Origin of the sequence: Nocardia sienata NBRC 100364, assembly GCF_001613205.1 — a bacterium.
GTDB classification, from domain to species: domain Bacteria; phylum Actinomycetota; class Actinomycetes; order Mycobacteriales; family Mycobacteriaceae; genus Nocardia; species Nocardia sienata.
This window is the reverse complement of the sequence record NZ_BDBX01000019.1, coordinates 178398-195135: the sequence shown is the minus strand read 5'-3', so window position 1 is coordinate 195135 and position 16738 is coordinate 178398. Positions and strand designations below refer to the sequence as shown.

The 16738-nt window shown below is 69.4% G+C and carries 18 protein-coding genes; 2 read left to right on the top strand and 16 right to left on the bottom strand.

The window, feature by feature from the left end:
- Positions 1-92 precede the first annotated feature (92 nt).
- Positions 93-485: a LapA family protein gene (locus NS4_RS12520; RefSeq protein WP_063059664.1), complete on the top strand. Its 393-nt coding sequence runs from the start codon at positions 93-95 to the stop codon at positions 483-485.
- A 2-nt stretch (positions 486-487) separates the two neighbouring features.
- On the opposite strand, the gene NS4_RS12515 is transcribed toward NS4_RS12520, so the two are convergent.
- The 5 genes from NS4_RS12515 to rpsB all read right to left on the bottom strand — a co-directional run bounded on the left by NS4_RS12515 (position 488) and on the right by rpsB (position 5107).
- Entirely contained in the window at positions 488-1438 is a 951-nt protein-coding gene (locus NS4_RS12515; RefSeq protein ID WP_218020338.1) for a phosphatidate cytidylyltransferase, read from the bottom strand.
- A gap of 243 nt (positions 1439-1681) precedes the next feature.
- Positions 1682-2239, bottom strand: a complete 558-nt coding sequence (gene frr, locus NS4_RS12510; RefSeq protein ID WP_063059663.1) for a ribosome recycling factor — start codon at positions 2237-2239, stop codon at positions 1682-1684.
- A 50-nt stretch (positions 2240-2289) separates the two neighbouring features.
- Positions 2290-3018, bottom strand: coding sequence for a UMP kinase (gene pyrH / locus NS4_RS12505; RefSeq protein ID WP_063059662.1), 729 nt, complete (start codon positions 3016-3018; stop codon positions 2290-2292).
- Between the two features lie 277 nt (positions 3019-3295).
- Complete coding sequence (gene tsf / locus NS4_RS12500; RefSeq protein ID WP_039825845.1) at positions 3296-4120, bottom strand: translation elongation factor Ts; 825 nt, start codon at positions 4118-4120, stop codon at positions 3296-3298.
- 147 nt (positions 4121-4267) lie between these two features.
- Entirely contained in the window at positions 4268-5107 is an 840-nt protein-coding gene (gene rpsB, locus NS4_RS12495) for a 30S ribosomal protein S2 (RefSeq protein WP_063059661.1), read from the bottom strand.
- A 1757-nt stretch (positions 5108-6864) separates the two neighbouring features.
- Here rpsB and NS4_RS12485 point away from each other — a divergent pair.
- Positions 6865-7380, top strand: coding sequence for a M23 family metallopeptidase (locus NS4_RS12485; protein ID WP_245665317.1), 516 nt, complete (start codon positions 6865-6867; stop codon positions 7378-7380).
- A gap of 76 nt (positions 7381-7456) precedes the next feature.
- Here the strand turns inward: NS4_RS12485 and NS4_RS12480 are convergent, their stop codons facing one another.
- From NS4_RS12480 to NS4_RS12430, 11 genes are all read right to left on the bottom strand, one after another.
- On the bottom strand, positions 7457-7780 hold the full coding sequence (locus NS4_RS12480) for a DUF202 domain-containing protein (protein WP_063059658.1): 324 nt from the start codon (positions 7778-7780) through the stop codon (positions 7457-7459).
- A 10-nt stretch (positions 7781-7790) separates the two neighbouring features.
- Positions 7791-8150 (bottom strand): YidH family protein, encoded by a 360-nt coding sequence (locus NS4_RS12475; protein WP_063059657.1) that lies wholly within the window; start codon positions 8148-8150, stop codon positions 7791-7793.
- A gap of 497 nt (positions 8151-8647) precedes the next feature.
- Positions 8648-9571: a tyrosine recombinase XerC gene (locus tag NS4_RS12470; protein ID WP_063059656.1), complete on the bottom strand. Its 924-nt coding sequence runs from the start codon at positions 9569-9571 to the stop codon at positions 8648-8650.
- A gap of 317 nt (positions 9572-9888) precedes the next feature.
- Complete coding sequence (gene dprA, locus NS4_RS12465) at positions 9889-11058, bottom strand: DNA-processing protein DprA (RefSeq protein WP_063059712.1); 1170 nt, start codon at positions 11056-11058, stop codon at positions 9889-9891.
- Between the two features lie 11 nt (positions 11059-11069).
- Entirely contained in the window at positions 11070-12581 is a 1512-nt protein-coding gene (locus NS4_RS12460) for a YifB family Mg chelatase-like AAA ATPase (RefSeq protein WP_063059655.1), read from the bottom strand.
- Entirely contained in the window at positions 12581-12937 is a 357-nt protein-coding gene (locus NS4_RS12455) for a YraN family protein (RefSeq protein ID WP_063059654.1), read from the bottom strand. The genes NS4_RS12460 and NS4_RS12455 overlap by 1 nt, the downstream gene beginning before the upstream one ends.
- Positions 12938-13072: 135 nt before the next feature.
- Positions 13073-13378, bottom strand: coding sequence for a DUF2469 domain-containing protein (locus tag NS4_RS12450; RefSeq protein ID WP_011210678.1), 306 nt, complete (start codon positions 13376-13378; stop codon positions 13073-13075).
- Positions 13379-13516: 138 nt separating this feature from the next.
- Positions 13517-14263 (bottom strand): ribonuclease HII, encoded by a 747-nt coding sequence (locus NS4_RS12445; RefSeq protein ID WP_084487151.1) that lies wholly within the window; start codon positions 14261-14263, stop codon positions 13517-13519.
- Between the two features lie 178 nt (positions 14264-14441).
- Positions 14442-15224, bottom strand: coding sequence for a signal peptidase I (lepB, locus tag NS4_RS12440; RefSeq protein ID WP_063059653.1), 783 nt, complete (start codon positions 15222-15224; stop codon positions 14442-14444).
- A 113-nt stretch (positions 15225-15337) separates the two neighbouring features.
- Entirely contained in the window at positions 15338-15679 is a 342-nt protein-coding gene (rplS, locus tag NS4_RS12435) for a 50S ribosomal protein L19 (protein ID WP_030521783.1), read from the bottom strand.
- Between the two features lie 122 nt (positions 15680-15801).
- Positions 15802-16734 (bottom strand): TrkH family potassium uptake protein, encoded by a 933-nt coding sequence (locus NS4_RS12430; RefSeq protein ID WP_063059652.1) that lies wholly within the window; start codon positions 16732-16734, stop codon positions 15802-15804.
- Between the last annotated feature and the right edge of the window lie 4 nt (positions 16735-16738).

Sequence of the window (16738 nt, the reverse complement as noted above, 5' to 3'; positions counted from 1 at the left end):
TGCCGAGCCGCCCCGCGACGGGAACCGGGCCGATATCGACCGGCGGGCCGGAAATCCGTGCGCAGTCGATAGCTGTCGGCAATCATCGACATATGGCGACTCCTGAAGAACCGACACCCGAGACCCGCGCGCTACCGAACGAGCCACCCGCGCCGCCGCCTCCGGGCGCGCCCACCGGACGGAAACCCGCACCCGATGCTACCGGCGGCAAACCGACGGTCGACACCCATCGACGTAAGGAGGTGGAGAAGTCCCGGGTGGGCAATGCCTGGGTCGCGCTGATCGTGGCGGCGCTGCTCGGCATCGTCCTGCTGATCTTCATCCTGCAGAATTCGGAGAGCACCGAGGTGGAAATGCTCTTCTGGAACTTCTCGCTACCGCTGGGCGTGACGATCCTGCTGTCGGTGATCGCCGGAGCCCTGGTGATGGCGCTGGTGGGCGGGGTACGCATCGTCCAGCTACGGCGCGCGGTACACCGCGACTGACCTCAGAGCAGGGTGCTGAGCACCAGCCAGGACACGAACGCCGAGGGCAGCATCGAATCGAGCCGGTCCATGATGCCGCCGTGCCCGGGCAGCATGGTGCCCATATCCTTGATGCCCAGCTCGCGCTTGATCTGCGATTCGACCAGATCCCCCAACGTCGCCACGACGACCAGGCCGATACCGAGTACGACGCCGATCATGGAATTGGCTTCGAGCAGCAGAGTGACCGTGAGCAGGCCGCCGATGATCGCGAAGACCAGCGAACCGCAGAAACCCTCCCACGACTTCTTCGGGCTGATCGAGGGCACCATGGGATGGCGGCCGAACAGCACCCCGGCGACATAACCGCCGACATCGGAGCACACCACCAGGATCATGAAAGTCAGCACCCGTAGATTGCCGTCCGGCTCCTCGAGCAGGAGCAGTACCGCGAACGAGGCCAGCAGCGGGATCCACGCCAGGGTGAACACCGTGATGGCGGTATCGCGCAGGAAGTTGCGCGGGGCGGTGCGCAGACCGTGATCGAACAGCCGCCACACCATGCAGACCAGCGCCGTCGCCGCGAAGGCACCGGTCACCCCGCCCGGACCGAACGGCCAGCCCAGCCAGAACACCGCCTGGCCGCCGATGATCAACGGAGTACGCGGTACCAGCACATCGGCTTCCCGCAGCCGCTTGGCGACCTCCCAGGTGGCGATACCGACCGCGACCCCGGCGACGCCGATGAACACCTTGGGCACGAACAGCAGGACGGCGATACACAACACCCCGAGGGTCGTGCCGACCGCCAGGGCCGCGGGTAAGTTCCGGCCGGCGCGCGACCCCCGGGGTTCGGCGCCCCCGGAGGCTCCGGTCGGTGCCGGTGTCGGTTCGGATATGCCCTCGGCCGGCGGCTGCGGTCGGGCCGCACCGGTCGCGGCGGCTTTCTCGGCCACGATTGTCCCGTCGCTCAACTCGTCGTCGTTCCGTTCGTTCCCACCCGTCGCGGGCGACGCTCGCTCCGCTGTTTCCCATTGTGCGGCAGTTCACCGGCCAGGGGGGCCGGGTGACCACCGGTCCGGTGCCCGTTCACCACGAACACCGCATTCCGCGCGGCACCTACCGCTCGTGCCGCTCTCGGACGTGCTGCGCGCCGGGCGGGCGCGCCTGCGCAAGGTACCACCGCGGAGACGACGGGCTCACCGCCCGGCCGCCGCTCAGACCTCGAGCAGTTCGGATTCCTTGTGCTTCACCAGTTCGTCGATCTGGCCGACGTATCTGGCAGTGGTCTTGTCCAGTTCCTTCTCCGCGCGCCCGACCTCGTCCTCGCCGGCTTCGCCGTCCTTCTGGATCCGGCCCAGCTCCTCCATGGCCTTGCGACGCACATTGCGGATGGAGACCTTGGCGTCCTCGCCCTTCTGCTTGGCCTGTTTGACCAGCTCCCGGCGGCGCTCCTCGGTGAGCTGCGGAATGCTGATCCGCAGGATGTCACCGTTGTTCGTCGGGTTCACGCCCAGGTCGGAGTTGCGGATCGCGGTTTCGATCGGACCCAGCTGCGCCTGCTCGTAGGGTTTGACCACCACCATTCGCGGCTCCGGCACGGTGATACTCGACATCTGGGTGATCGGGGTCGGCGCTCCGTAATAGTCGACTACGACCCGGGCGAACATGCCCGGATTCGCGCGCCCGGTACGGATTCTGCCGAGATCGTCCTTCGCCACCGAGACGGCCTTCTCCATCTTCTCCTCGGCGTCGAAGAGCGCTTCTTCAATCACGACCGTTCCTCCACTGCGTCGTCATCGTCATGACCCGCGGGCCCGCGGTATCAGGATCGAACCAATGTGCCGATCTTCTCACCGGCCACCGCTCGGGCGATATTGCCCTTGGTCAACAAATTGAACACCAGCATCGGCATCTGGTTGTCCATGCACAAACTGAACGCCGTCGCGTCGGCGACCTTCAGATCGCGTTCGATCACTTCCTTGTGGGTGATCTCGTGGTACATGGTGGCGTCGGGATCCAGCCGCGGATCGGCGCTGAACACACCGTCGACCGCCTTGGCCATGAGTACCACTTCCGCACCGATTTCCAGCGCACGCTGTGCGGCGGTGGTGTCGGTGGAGAAGTACGGCATCCCCATACCGGCGCCGAAGATCACGACGCGCCCCTTCTCCAGATGCCGTTTGGCGCGCAGCGGCAGGTAGGGCTCGGCGACCTGGCCCATGGTGATGGCGGTCTGCACCCGGGTGTCCACTCCCTGCTGCTGGAGGAAGTCCTGCAGCGCCAGGCTGTTCATCACGGTGCCCAGCATGCCCATGTAATCGGACCGGGCCCGCTCCATCCCGCGTTCCTCGAGTTCGGCGCCGCGGAAGAAGTTCCCGCCGCCGATCACGACCGCGACCTGAACGCCGGAGCCCACAACCTCGGCGATCTGCTCCGCCACGGTTTCCACCACGTCGGGATCCAGCCCCACCGCGCCGCCGCCGAACATTTCACCACCGAGTTTCAGCAGTACCCGTCGATATCCTGGGCGGTCGGTCCCCGGGTACGTCATCGGCTGGCGTCTCCTTCGGCAATCGGTGTGTTCACGGTCGGTCGTGCTCATGGTGTCGGCGAACGTGGTGGCCGCCGAGTCCGGGGCCGCCCGCTGCCCCGGCCGGGCCGACCCGGGCACGAGTGGCACAGCGGGCACGGCACCAACGGAAAGCGGCTTCTATCCTGCCCTACCCACCCACGCCCCCTGGTACTCGGGCCCCTGGGCGGCCGATCTCAGAACGAAACCCCCGCCGCGTCCACCGCGGCGGGGGTTTCCTCCGAAGTCGAGGATCGGCTCAGGCCTGGCCGACCTCGAAGCGGGCGAACTTGGTGACCGTGACGCCGGCCTCGTCCAGCAGCGCCTTGACGGTCTTCTTGTTGTCGGTGACCGACGGCTGCTCCAGCAGGACGACGTCCTTGAAGAAGCCGTTGACGCGGCCCTCGGTGATCTTCGGGAGCGCGGCCTCCGGCTTACCCTCTTCGCGGGCGGTCTGCTCGGCGATACGACGCTCGTTCTCGACGATATCGGCGGGAACCTCGTCACGTGTGACGTACTTCGCCTTGAGCGCGGCGACCTGCATGGCGGCCCCACGCGCGGCTTCGGCGGCGGCTTCGCCGGAACCGGTGTACTCGACCAGCACACCGACGGCCGGCGGCAGATCCGACGCACGCTTGTGCAGGTAGGTGGCGACCGGGCCGTCCAGGGAGACGACGCGACGCAGCTCCAGCTTCTCGCCGATCTTGGCGGCCAGTGCCTGCAGGGCCTCGTCGACGGTCTGGCCGTCGAGGGCCACGGCCTTGAGCGCGTCCACGTCGGCGGGCTTCGCGGCCGCGGCGGCGGCGGCGATCTTATCGGCCAGCGCCTGGAATTCCGCGTTCTTGGCGACGAAGTCGGTCTCGGAATTGATCTCGACCATCACGCCGTCCTTGGCGATGACCAGGCCTTCCGCGGTGGTGCGCTCGGCACGCTTGCCGACATCCTTGGCGCCCTTGATGCGCAGCAGCTCGACGGCCTTGTCGAAATCGCCCTCGGTCTCGACCAGCGCGTTCTTACAATCCATCATTCCGGAGCCGGTGAGCTCCCGCAGCCGCTTCACGTCAGCGGCGGTGTAGTTCGCCATCGGGGGCGAGCCTCCTTCGAGAAAGTCTGGTACCGGGCAGTGGTGGTCACGACTCGGCGAGCCGTGACCACCACTGTGGGAAGTGCGGTCCGGCGGCGCTCACCATGGCATCGGCCGGTGAGCGGCCGCCGAACGCGAGGTGACGACTCAGGCGTCGGCCGGAGTCTCCGCGGGCGCCTCGGCCGGGGCTTCCGCCGGGGCCTCGGTGCTCGGGGTGGCCTGCGCCAGCAGCTCCTGCTCCCACTCCGGCAGCGGCTCGGCAGCGCTCGCCTCGGGCTTGTCGTCGCCGCCGGAACGGCCGGCCCGGGCCTGCACGCCCTCGGCCACCGCGGACGCGACGACCTTGGTGAGCAGCGCGGCCGAACGGATCGCGTCGTCGTTGCCCGGGATCGGGTAGTCGACCAGGTCGGGATCGCAGTTGGTGTCCAGGATCGCGATGACCGGGATGTTCAGCTTGCGCGCCTCGCCGACGGCGATGTGCTCCTTGTTGGTGTCGACGACCCAGATGGCCGACGGCACCTTCTGCATATCCCGGATACCGCCGAGGGTGCGGTCCAGCTTGTTCATCTCACGCGTGAGCATGAGGATTTCCTTCTTGGTGCGACCCTCGAAACCACCGGTCTGCTCCATCGCCTCGAGTTCCTTGAGGCGCTGCAGACGCTTGTGCACGGTGGAGAAGTTGGTGAGCATGCCGCCGAGCCAGCGCTGGTTCACATACGGCATCCCGACCCGGGTGGCCTCGGCCGCGATGGACTCCTGCGCCTGCTTCTTGGTGCCGACGAACAGGACGGTGCCGCCGTGGGCGACCGTCTCCTTGACGAATTCGTAGGCCTTGTCGATGTAGGTCAGCGTCTGCTGCAGATCGATGATGTAGATGCCGTTGCGGTCGGTGAAGATGAACCGCTTCATCTTCGGGTTCCAGCGACGGGTCTGGTGCCCGAAGTGCGCGCCGCTGTCGAGCAGCTGCTTCATTGTTACGACAGCCATGGCTCTCGTATCCCTCTTTCGTTGCCGGTTGCCGCAGCGGGCCGGCGGCCTGCTGCCCTGGCACCACAGAACGCTCGGACCCGATCGGTGATCGGGACCAGCCGAGACGTCCCCTGTTCCGGAATGCGCCGACCCTCCCCGGTTCCGGCGGGAACTCGGTGGGGCAGCGCGATGAACAAGCACGGTGGTGCGCGAAGTCGGTCGGTGCGAACACAGACCGCTCGAACAGTTTACGGCGTGGGCTGCGCGAACTGGAAATCGCCCGGTCGCATCGGCCGCGGACCGCGCGCGCCGGACGCCGGTATGAAACATAGGTTGTTCACAGAGGGGAGTTGTCCACAGGTCCCGGAACTGCGGGTTCCGCGCAGCTCACAGCCCGAGCAGGCTGAGCATATGACCTGGAAAACCACCGCCATCGAGGCCGCCGGGGCAACCGCGAGGGACTCGCACCTCCCGCCCGCGCCGCGGAGTTGGCCCCATATCGCGCACCGCGACAGACCGCCGGCCGCGGCCGACCACCCGGCCCGTCCCCTACTGTCATGGCCGCGGCGGACCACGGAGCGACCGCGCCGGGACATCTACCGCGGCCGCGATGCCGGGCGATGCACCGGTCGAGCGCCCGGCACGTCCACGGGATCGGTGGACGAATCCGGCGCACGCAGAGGTCATGAGCCCGGGCGCACGGCCGGTCGGCACCGGGTGCCGTCCCCGGCCGGCTCCGAAGAGCGCGCGCCGGCCGGAGTGCCCTCGGTCCCGGGACCGGGTGATCTGGCCCGGCGGGCCAGGCGGTACGAGCGACGGATGGCCCACCGCCCGGCCGAAACCCGCGCGAACAGCCTCGCCGAGAACGGCTCGTCGCAACTCGACGGTGCGCGAGGGTCGCAGCGGGCCACACCGAAACGCACACCCCGCTTTCCCACGATCCGACCTCGTTCGACACCGTTTCCGGGGGCGGCGCCGGCACGGCACACACAGGACCGCCACCTCCGGCGTTCTCTCGGGCGGAACCCGGTCCGCCGCCCCGACGCGGACGGTCCTCACCTGTCCATTTCCGGCACGCCACGGCATCAATCGAGCCGCCGCGGGCTCACGGGCCGACGCCGGCGATTTAACAACCTGATCGGCGCCGCGCTCACCACGGTGTTCATCGCGGTTCCGCTGGGTCCGGGCCCCACGGCCGCCGCGTATCCGGGCGATTCCCCCGCGGTCGCGCGACCCGGCTCCGCGGGCGGCCCGATACAAACCGGTACCGGCCTGGCGGACACCGGCCCGGTCACTGCGCAGACCGGCGAAATTCCCGCGTCGTGGCGGGGAAGCGACTTCTCGCCCGCCACGGAGGTTTCCGGTCCGGACTCGACTGCTCTCGGAGCAGTCGGCACCGGCGCACCGGAATCGCCCGTAATTTCCTCGACTGCCACGCCCGTCGATGCCCCGCCCGGCCTGCCCGTCAGTGATGAAACCCTCCCCGCCGAACCCGATACCGGGCAGTCGAACGAGGTGGCCCGCCGGCCACCGGCCGGGTCGAGCCGGGCCGGTGGCTGCGGGACCGGCTCGCATTCGAGCTCGGCCACCGGATCGGGCGCGGTGTGCCGGGTTCTCCCCCTGCTGGAAGATCTGGCGCGCGAACTCCTCCGGCTCGCACCGCGACCGGTACCCCGAGCATGCCCATGCCCCGACCGCGTGCGATGAGACCGAACACTGCCGGACCGAGCGGACAGCGGGGGTTCGCTCGCTCCGGCAGGGCGGGTCCGGGGGTGGTGGCGATTGTTCTCGCGCTCGCCGCCCTGCTGTCCTCCGGTTCCGCAGCGGCGGCCCCGGAGACCGGGTTCGACTGGCCGCTGCGGCCGCGCCCGGTGATCGGACGGCCGTTCGATCCCCCCGACCGGGACTGGCTGCCGGGCCATCGCGGTGTGGACCTGGCCGGGGCACCCGGTCAGGCGGTTTATTCTGCCGGTCCGGGAATCGTGGTGTTCGCCGGGAAAGTGGCCGGCAAACCGGTAGTAGCGATCCTCCACGACGGTGGGTTGCGGACCACGTACGAGCCGGTGGAGGCCGAGATCCCGGTGGGCCGGCGGGTCGTGCGGGGCACCCGGATCGGTGGATTGGCCGCGGGCCACGCCGGATGCCCTGCCCCGGCCTGTCTGCACTGGGGCCTGCGCCGGGAGAGCACCGCGCACGCGTCTCGCGAATATCTCGACCCGCTCGGGCTCCTGCGGAGGACGCCGATCAGGCTGAAGCCGGTAGAGCACGGCATGCCCCGCGCCGACGGGTGAGTGGCCGGCTCGGTCGTCGGGCCGCGAGCCGCAGGTGGCGTCGGCGACCGAAGCCAGGACCATTCACCGAGTTCCTTCAGCCGGGCGGGCCGGGATGCACCACCGCGTACCCGGCAACGACCAGGGCGGCGACCACCATGGCGACGGCGACCGATCCGATAGTGGCCGCCGCGGAGCCGGTCGCGCCGAGACGGAGCCGGCGACTGCGCCGGTAGCCCAGGGCGGCGACCGACAGCAGTACGAGACAGGCGATACCCGGCAGGAGTGCCGCGGGATCCCAGCCCTCGGTGACGACCAGACGTAGGAGCAGGAGAGCCACCAGCAAACATCCCAGACAAGTGCGCCGCCACGACAGCGCAGTCCGCTCCGCGGCCAACCGGGTTTCGGTGGGATCGGTCACGACAGCGTCCTCAATGCAGTAGTACGGCGACGCAGGCGAGAATCGCCACGAACGCAGTCCCGGCGGCCAGCACAGGCACCAGCACTGTCCCCGGCAACGGCCGCCCTGCGGCCATCGCGACGCGAATCCGCCGCCAATGCACATACGCGCCGACCGCCAGGACCAGCGACAACGACAGACAGCTGACGGCCAGAGCGGTACGGAAATTCACATTCCACTGCTCCTGCACCACCGCGTGCACCGCGACCCCACCGGCCAGCAACCCGAGCGCGGTGCGGATCCACGCCAGGAAAGTCCGTTCGTTGGCGAGCGTGAACCTGTAATCGACCGGCTCCCCCGCGTGGTCCGGATCATCGCGCGTGCTACTCATCGGGCGACCGCGCCGGTCGTGGTCTGCACGCTCACCTCCTGAAATGCCGGTCTACCGCGGTAGGACGGCTCCGCTGAACAGCGTAGGCACCGTACCGCGGCGAATCCAGCCACCGGGTCGTCGACGGGCCGATCGCGATCGACTCCCGGGCCGGTTCGCGGTCCGGTGTGAGGGCGGACGTTCACGCGCCGAGCACGCCGATCGGATCGCGACACGCGTTCGGGGCCGACCGGCAGGTCGTCGCACCCATGTACAGCGCGGCGATATCACTGAGATCAACGGTGAGGGCGCGGCGCAGTCAGGTAACTACCGCAGGAGTCAGCGATACGAAGAACCGGCGGGTGGGCGGCACCCGGCGGCATCCGGCCGATGCAGTTCTCGCGCACAGACGTGGTTCGAGCGCGGGGTGTGCCCGCTGCCGATACTTGAACCATCCACCGGCGGTTCAGGCATGGGGATGTGCCCGGTCATAAGGGTCCCGGCCCAGCGAGGACGGTTCAGGCACGCGGGTGAGCCTGATCGTGGGCTCGTCGCAGACGGTCGATGGAGACATGGGTGTAGAGCTGTGTGGTCGCGAGGCTGGCGTGACCCAGCAGTTCCTGCACCACCCGCAGGTCCGCGCCGCCTTCGAGAAGGTGTGTGGCCGCCGTATGGCGGAGGCCGTGCGGTCCCAGGTCGGCAGTGCCCGGGACGGCGGACACCACCGCGTGCACCACTGTCCGCGCCTGCCGCTGATCGAGGCGCCGGCCGCGTCGGCCCAGGAGTAGCGCACGGCCGGAAGCGGGTGTGGCCAGGACGGGCCGCCCGTAACGCAACCATTCACCCACCGCGTGATCGGCGGGGCCGCCGAACGGTGCGGATCGCTCTCGGTTGCCCTTGCCCAGGACGCGAACCAGCCGCCGTTCTCGGTCGATATCGTCGATATCGAGTCCGCACAGTTCGCCGACGCGGATTCCGGTGGCATACAGCAGCTCGACGATGAGCCGATCCCGCAGCGCCATCGGATCGTGCTGCGCGGCCCCCGATTCCGCGGCGTTCATCACCCGGCCCGCCTGCTCCTGACCGAGGACGGCCGGCAGGCTGCGGTGGGCCTTCGGCGCGGCGAGCCGGAGCCCGGGGTCCACGGTCAGCCGACCGGTCCGGGTCAGCCACGCGGTAAAGGCCCGCGCAGCCGAAGCCCGCCGAGCCATACTGGTGCGGGCTGCGCCGCGCTCCGCGTGTGCCGCCAGCCACGCACGCATAACCGGGAGATCCAGCTCGCGTACCGAGGCGTCGGCGGCATGGTCGACCAGATGCGCCAGCAGCGACCGGATATCCCCGAGGTAGGCACGCACCGTATGTGCCGACCGGTTGCGACCGAGCCGCAGATGCCGCCCGTATTCGGCCAGCAGGGCTTCCAGATCCTCGGGCAACTCACGCACTCTCCCACCGTCGTCCGCCCGCCTCCGAACCGCAAGCCCACGCGCCGATATCCGTTGATGCGCCGATGAAGTCCTGCTTCGCTTCGCACTGCCGATTGACGGCGGATCTCACCTCGGCGCGCCGGACTCGTCGTGCGGATTACCGGGCCGTATTTCCGGATCCGCGATATGGACGCCCTGGAAGGTTCGCATCCCGGCGAGACCGTCGCCGGTGGCACGACGATGTGGATGCGGGCGGGCCCGGCCCGGCCCGGGACCACAGCGAGCCCCCTACAGCCCCGCGTACAGCGCTCGAGGATCTGGCGCGACCGCGGCGTTCATCCGCCCCGCTCGGCCACCCGGTCCAGCCGATACCAGCCCATCTCGCCGCGCGCGGCCGCGCCCGCCAAATCCAGCGCGACGAGTGCCGCGCGGACATCGGCCGCCGCGATCCCGGTCACTGCTGCGATATCGTGCGGCCACCGGCCGCCGGTGACGGAAAGGGCCGCCAGCACCTGGGCCTCGGTACCACTGAGCCGGTCGGCACCGGCCGAACCGGCGGACAGTGGCAGATGAAGGGGCGCGATTTCGGCGAGCACTTCCTCCGGACCGGTGACGAGGGTCGCTTCCCCGTCACGGATCATCCGGTGACAACCCGCGGAGGCCGCCGAATCCACCGATCCCGGCACCGCGAGCGCGGGCCGACCGATCCGGCGCGCCCATTTCGCCGTGTTCCGGGCGCCACTGCGCAACCCGGCCTCGACCACCAGTACACCGTCGGCAAGGCCTGCTATCAGCCGATTCCGGGCCAGGAAGTGGTGTTTGCGCGCGACCGTACCCGGCGGGTATTCGCTGACCACCAAGCCGGTTTCGGCGATCCGCGCAATGAGGCGGTCGTGCTGGGCCGGGTAGGGCCGGTCGGCGCCGCAGGCCAACACGGCGATGGTGGCGCCACCGACCGCGAGCGCCGCCCGGTGCGCCGTCCCGTCGACACCGAAGGCGGCGCCGGATACGACCGTCCATCCGCGGGCCGCCAGCTCTCCGGCGATCTCACCGGCCACCCGATCGCCGTAGCCTGTGCTGCACCGGGCGCCCACCACCGCCACCGCCCGCTCGGAGAGTTCGCCCAGATCCGGGTCGCCACGAACCCAGAACACCAGCGGCACCGCTCCATCCGGGTCGCGGCCCGGGGTGAGCTGAGCCAGACCCAGCATCCGCCAGGCCGGCCATTCGGCGTCGTCGGGGGTGACGAGCCGTCCGCCGCTGCCACGGATCACCTCCAGATCCCGCGCGGCCGTGTCCAGCTCCCGCCGACGCTCGGTCGCGGCGTACAGCACCGGCGGTAACGCACGTTCCCGGACCGCCCGCGCCGCCTCGCGCACCCCGACCGAGTCGATCAGTGCGGTAAGCGCCGGGCACGGTCCGAGAATTACGCGGGACAGATACGCCCACGCCAGTTGCCGCTCTTCCTGCTCGCCGGCGGCCCTCGGCCGGGCAGGCGAGCCCATTCCGGCCGCGTTCACTGTGGACTCCGCTGCCGGAAGTCGAGTGCCTGCATCACATCGTGGGCGATGGGCATATCGCCGCCGCGCAGATCGCAGATGGTCCACGCGACCCGCAGCGCCCGGTCGGCGCCCCGCGCCGAGATCCGGCCCAGCCGCAGCGCCGCCTCGACCGGAGCCGTCGTCTCCGCCGGGAGAGGAAATCGGCGGCGCAGGGCGTATCCGGGGACTTCGGCGTTGGTACGCCATCCCGCGTCGCGCCACCGGGCGACCGCGGCAGCGCGAGCGGCGGTCACCCGGCCGCGCACGGTCGCGCTGTCCTCCGATTCCGCCGCCGCCAGACCCGCCCCCGAATTCGGATGCATCTGCAGCCAGATATCGATTCGGTCCATCAAAGGGCCGGATAGTTTACCGAGGTAGCGACGCCGGGCGAGCGGGGCACAGATACAGTCCACATCGCGAGCCGGGGCGCAGGGGCAGGGGTTGGCGGCGAGTACCAGCTGGAATCGCGCCGGATAGCGGGCCACCCCGTCGCGCCGCGCTATCCGTACCTCGCCCTCCTCCAGCGGTGTCCGCATGGCCTCGAGCACCTTGGCCCCGATCTCGGCGCATTCGTCCAGGAACAGCACCCCGCGATGTGCGCGGCTCACCGCCCCGGGGCGCGCCGAGCCCGAACCGCCGCCCACCATGGCGCTCACCGAGGTCGAATGGTGTGGGGCGACGAACGGCGGGTCGGTGATCAACGGTTGCTCGTCGGAGAGTGTGCCGGCGACCGAATGGACGGCGGTGACCTCGAGCGCCTCGTCCTCCGACAGCGGCGGCAGGACTCCGGGCAGGCGTTGGGCCAGCATTGTCTTCCCGATTCCGGGCGGTCCGGTGAGCAGCAGATGGTGCCCACCGGCCGCGGCGACCTCGAGCGCCCAGCGCGCCTCGTGCTGCCCGGCGACATCCCGCAGGTCTCCGCTCGGGGCGCTCGGTTGTGGTGGGTGCACTCCCGACGACTCCTCCAGACCGCCTTCACCCCGCAACCAGTCGACGGCGGCGCGCAGCGTCGGTGCGCCCAGCACCCGGATTCCGGCGACGAGGCCCGCTTCCGGAAGAGCGGCCTCGGGGACCACCACCGTCTTGCGACCGGCCCGGCGCGCCGCGAGCACGGCGGGCAGAATGCCCCGGACCCGGCGCAACCGCCCATCGAGGGCGAGTTCGCCCAGCAGCACGGTGCCCGTGAGCCGCTCGGAGGGCACGATATCGGCCGCGTCCAGTACCGCGACGGCCAGCGCGAGATCGTAGACGGAACCCACCTTCGGCAGCGTCGCCGGTGACAGGGCCAGAATCACCCGGCCGTCCGGCCATTTCTCGCCGGTATTGACAACGGCCGCCCGGACCCTGTCCCGGGATTCCTGGAGCGAGGTGTCGGGCAGACCCACCAGGTGCACCGACGGCAGCCCCTGGCCGATATCGGCCTCGATCTCGACGACCTGCCCGTCGATCCCGCGCACCGCGATCGAGCAGGCCCGGCCCAGCGGCATCAGAACACCGCCCGCAGGTGCTGGATCACCGGCTCGGCGGTGCGTGGGAGCAGGATCGAGACGACGTCGAAACGGATCCGCTGCCAGGGACCGTCCTGTTCGGTGAGCCAGAGCAACGCCAGACGGCGGATCCGCTGCTGTTTGTCGTAGGTGACGGCCTCGGCCGGTGTCCCGTAGCCGAGCCCCGACCTGGTCTTCACCTCGACGAAGGCGGTCACTCCCGCGTCGCGGACCACCAGGTCGAGCTCGCCGTACCGGCAACGCCAGTTACGGCAGACGATCTCCATACCGGCGGCCTGCAGATATCTGGCCGCCAGTTCCTCCCCTTGGGCGCCGAGCGCCGTGTTGTGTCCCACGTGCCCAGCATCTGCCACCGCGTACCCGAGCCCACGGCGCTGACCTGCGGAAACAAGCGGTCTGTGGACAACCCGTGACCTGTGGACAAAGTTCGTCCGGAGCACCGGCCGGCGACACTCAGCGGCCGCGGCGGCTCATTCGGGCAAGCGCAGGTCCGGCTTCTCCAGCTCTTCGATGTTCACATCCTTGAACGTGATCACCCGGACGTGTTTCACGAAGCGCGCGGGCCGGTACATATCCCAGACCCACGCATCGCTCATCCGGACTTCGAAGTACACCTCGCCGTCGGCGTTCTGCGGTCGTAGCTCCACCGAGTTGGCCAGATAAAAGCGGCGTTCGGTTTCCACCACGTACGAGAACTGACCGACGATGTCCTTGTACTCCCGGTAGAGCGAGAGCTCCATCTCGGTTTCGTATTTCTCGAGGTCCTCGGCACTCATCTGGTGGAACGTCCTCCTTCTCGCCGCCTTGCGTCTGCTCACATCATCGCTCATCACGCCCGGACATGTCACCGTGGGCCGGGCCGCACGCCGTGGTTGCGTGGTGGGGTGGGTCGGGGCCGGCCGCGCAACACCCGGTCAGGCGGCGCCGCCGGCCTCCGCCGTCGCGATCGCCAAGGATTCGGCCGCCGCGGGTATCGGCGCGCCGCATTCGCGCACTGTGCGCCACGACCTCCGATGTTCCGGGCAGGGGCCGAGCCGGCGCAGCGCCTCGAGATGCTGCGCGGTGTTGTAGCCCTTGTGCTCGGCGAAACCGTAGCCCGGCCGGTGCCGGTCGAGTTCGACCATCATCCGGTCGCGGGTGACCTTCGCCAAGACGCTCGCCGCCGCGATACAGGCGGCGCTGGCGTCGCCGCCGATCACCGGCAGCGACGGGACCGCCAGCCCCGGCACCCGGAACCCGTCGGTGAGCACATAGCCGGGCGAGCAGTCCAGCCCCGCCACCGCCCGGCGCATCCCCTCGATATTGGCGACGTGGATTCCGATGGCATCGATCTCCGCGGCGGGGATCACGACGACCTTCCAGGCGAGGGCCAGCCGCTTGATCACCGGGAACAGCGCTTCGCGGGCCGACTCACTCAGTTTCTTGGAGTCGTCGAGCCCGGCGAGCGCTGCGGACGCTTTCGGGGCGAGGACACACGCGGCGACCACCAGCGGGCCGGCGCTCGGGCCGCGGCCCGCCTCGTCGACACCCGCGACCGGCCCCAGGCCGCCGCGGATCAGCGCCGAATCGAGGGTCCGCAGGCCCGCGGCCTTGCGGACCACCACCCGCGGCGGCCAGTTGCTGCCTCGCCCGGCACCGGCGGCACGGTTACTACGTGTCACTGGCCACCTCGCGACAGATGATCGGGAACCACCGCCCGATTATCGCGCACCGGACCGGGCGCGGCACCGGTAGGTCCGGTGGAGGCCCGGTCGAACAGCTTGTCCGGCAAGGTGATCGGCGCCGCGACCGCGCGGATCGCACGGCGGTTTCCGTGGAGCGAACGCGAAAAGCTCGCGCCTACTGTGGATTCTGCGATGTCACCGGACCGATCCGGCCGGGCGGCCAGATCTTGAAGACGGCCTTGCCGCGGACGTTCTCGATGGGCACCGTGCCCTGCAGATCGTCACCGACATGGGCGCGGGAGTCACGCGACTCGTTGCGGTTGTCGCCCATCACCCACAGGTGGCCCGGGGGCACCAGCACCGGGCCGAAGACCCTGCCCACCGGATAGGCGGCGTTCTGCTGGCCCGCCACCCACGGGTAGTCGTCGGCGACATAGGGCTCGTCCAGCGGTTTTCCGTCCACCATGATCCGGCCCTGTTCGTCGCAGCACTCCACGGTCTGGCCGCCGACCGCGATCACGCGTTTCACCAGGTCGTTCTCATCGGGCGGGACGAGACCGAAGAAGGCGAAGAAGTTCTGGATACCACGAACCGCGGGATTGTCGGAGCGAATCGAGACGTAGTGGTCGTTCCAGGACGGCGGGCCGACGAATACGACCACATCCCCGGGCTTCGGATCGCTCCAGTAGTAGCTCACCTTCTGCACGTAGATCCGATCGCCGGTGCAGCCGGCGCAACCGTGCAGAGTGGGCTCCATGGATTGGGAGGGAATGACATAGGGGCGGCCGACGAAGGTGACCATGAGGGCGGCGATGATCGCCGCGATGACCAGCAGGATGGGGAGTTCCTGCCAGAACGGCCGCTGCCGCTTCGCTTTGACCTGCTTTCGCGCACGACGCCTTCTCGGCGGTTCGTTCCTGGAATCGGATCCCGAAACCGACCAACTCTCATCTGCCACGCGAACAGCGTAGCCCGGCGCCACAACGGATTCGTGGCACCGGGCTACATATGCCGTTCGCCGAGGTCACCGTGGTGCGGCGCGGCGCACGGGTGTCGGCGGTCAGCGACGGGTCAGCGCTTTTCCTTGATCTTGGCGGCCTTACCGCGCAGCTCCCGCAGGTAGTACAGCTTGGCCCGGCGGACATCACCGCGGGTTACCACATCGATGTGATCGATGGTGGGGCTGTGCACCGGGAAGGTGCGCTCCACACCGACACCGAACGACACCTTGCGCACGGTGAAGGTCTCGCGGATACCGCCGCCCTGGCGCCGGATGACGACGCCCTTGAAGACCTGGATACGTTCCTTGGAGCCCTCGATGACCTTCACGTGCACATTGAGGGTGTCGCCCGGACGGAAGTCGGGGACGTCGCTGCGCAGCGAGCTCTCGTCGACGAAATCAAGGGTGTTCATGATCATCCTTCTGATGGTCGCGCGAACAGAGGAACCTGGCGGCGCGAATGCTCGACCGGTTCGTGCTCCGAATGTGGGGTGCGCCCGGGCCATGCCCAGGGCAACCTGTGCATTGTGCCAGATCAGCGGTCACTTTCGGAAACCGGCCCGGCCGGGGCCCCCGCTTCCTCGGCGTCGTCGCCCCGATCGGGCGGCCACAGGTGCAGATCCTGCAGCAGCGGATGCTGCCGCGGCGGCGCCGGCGGCGCCGGTACCACCGTACGCGTCAGTTCCGCCTCGGCCGCCGACCGCGCGTGATCGACATCCGGGCTGCCGGCGATCAGGTCCTGGACGAAGATCTTGGCCCGGATCACCGGGCGCCGGTACCGGCGCTCCCGCACGATGGCGCGGTACATCAGCCGCCGCCGACTGCCGTAACGCCAGCGCGCCCACGGGGCTCCCGGCCGGCTGAGCCGCAGCGCGCCCACGACCAGCAGCGGCAGGAAGAACATGCCGAACAGTCCGGTCCAGATCTTGCCCTTGGCGATGACCACGGCGGCCAGCGCCAGATTCACCACCGCGAATCCGGCGACGAGCAGCCGCGTGCCGAGGCCGGGCTGGTGCCGCACACCGTTGATCTCCAGCAGCCACAGCGGATGGAAACCCAGCAGCAGCAGGCCGGTGACCGCGAGGGCGACGAACACCGCGTCGACCGAGGTGCGTCCCTGTTCCTCCCAGTACACGTCGCGTAGGTAGTACAGCAGCGCGAACTCGTCGAGTACGAGCGCGGCCCCGACTCCGAAGGTGGCCGCCAGTACCGACGCCGTGCCGGTGCTGTTCCCCGGGGCGCCGGCGATCATCCCGATACCGGAGATCAGCACCAGGACCACGCCGAACACCATGTGGTGGATGTGCACACCGCCGGACTTCAGGTTGCCGGGCCACCAGCGCACCCGCGCGCGGATGAGCCGGACGCTGACCCGGATCACCAGGAACCCGGTGATGAAGCCGAACAGAAAGCAGAGCAGCGGGAGCCGGCCCGCGGCGATCACGTCCTCGGACAGCCACTGCCGCATACCG

Bases quoted from the DNA above. Each gene is read 5' to 3' on its own strand.
- NS4_RS12520 (WP_063059664.1), top strand. From the start codon at position 93: ATGGCGACTCCTGAAGAACCGACACCCGAGACCCGCGCGCTACCGAAC.
- pyrH (WP_063059662.1), bottom strand. From the start codon at position 3,018: ATGACGTACCCGGGGACCGACCGCCCAGGATATCGACGGGTACTGCTG.
- tsf (WP_039825845.1), bottom strand. From the start codon at position 4,120: ATGGCGAACTACACCGCCGCTGACGTGAAGCGGCTGCGGGAGCTCACC.
- rpsB (WP_063059661.1), bottom strand. From the start codon at position 5,107: ATGGCTGTCGTAACAATGAAGCAGCTGCTCGACAGCGGCGCGCACTTC.
- NS4_RS12475 (WP_063059657.1), bottom strand. From the start codon at position 8,150: ATGAGTAGCACGCGCGATGATCCGGACCACGCGGGGGAGCCGGTCGAT.
- dprA (WP_063059712.1), bottom strand. From the start codon at position 11,058: ATGGGCTCGCCTGCCCGGCCGAGGGCCGCCGGCGAGCAGGAAGAGCGG.
- NS4_RS12460 (WP_063059655.1), bottom strand. From the start codon at position 12,581: ATGCCGCTGGGCCGGGCCTGCTCGATCGCGGTGCGCGGGATCGACGGG.
- NS4_RS12450 (WP_011210678.1), bottom strand. From the start codon at position 13,378: ATGAGTGCCGAGGACCTCGAGAAATACGAAACCGAGATGGAGCTCTCG.
- rplS (WP_030521783.1), bottom strand. From the start codon at position 15,679: ATGAACACCCTTGATTTCGTCGACGAGAGCTCGCTGCGCAGCGACGTC.
- NS4_RS12430 (WP_063059652.1), bottom strand. From the start codon at position 16,734: ATGCGGCAGTGGCTGTCCGAGGACGTGATCGCCGCGGGCCGGCTCCCG.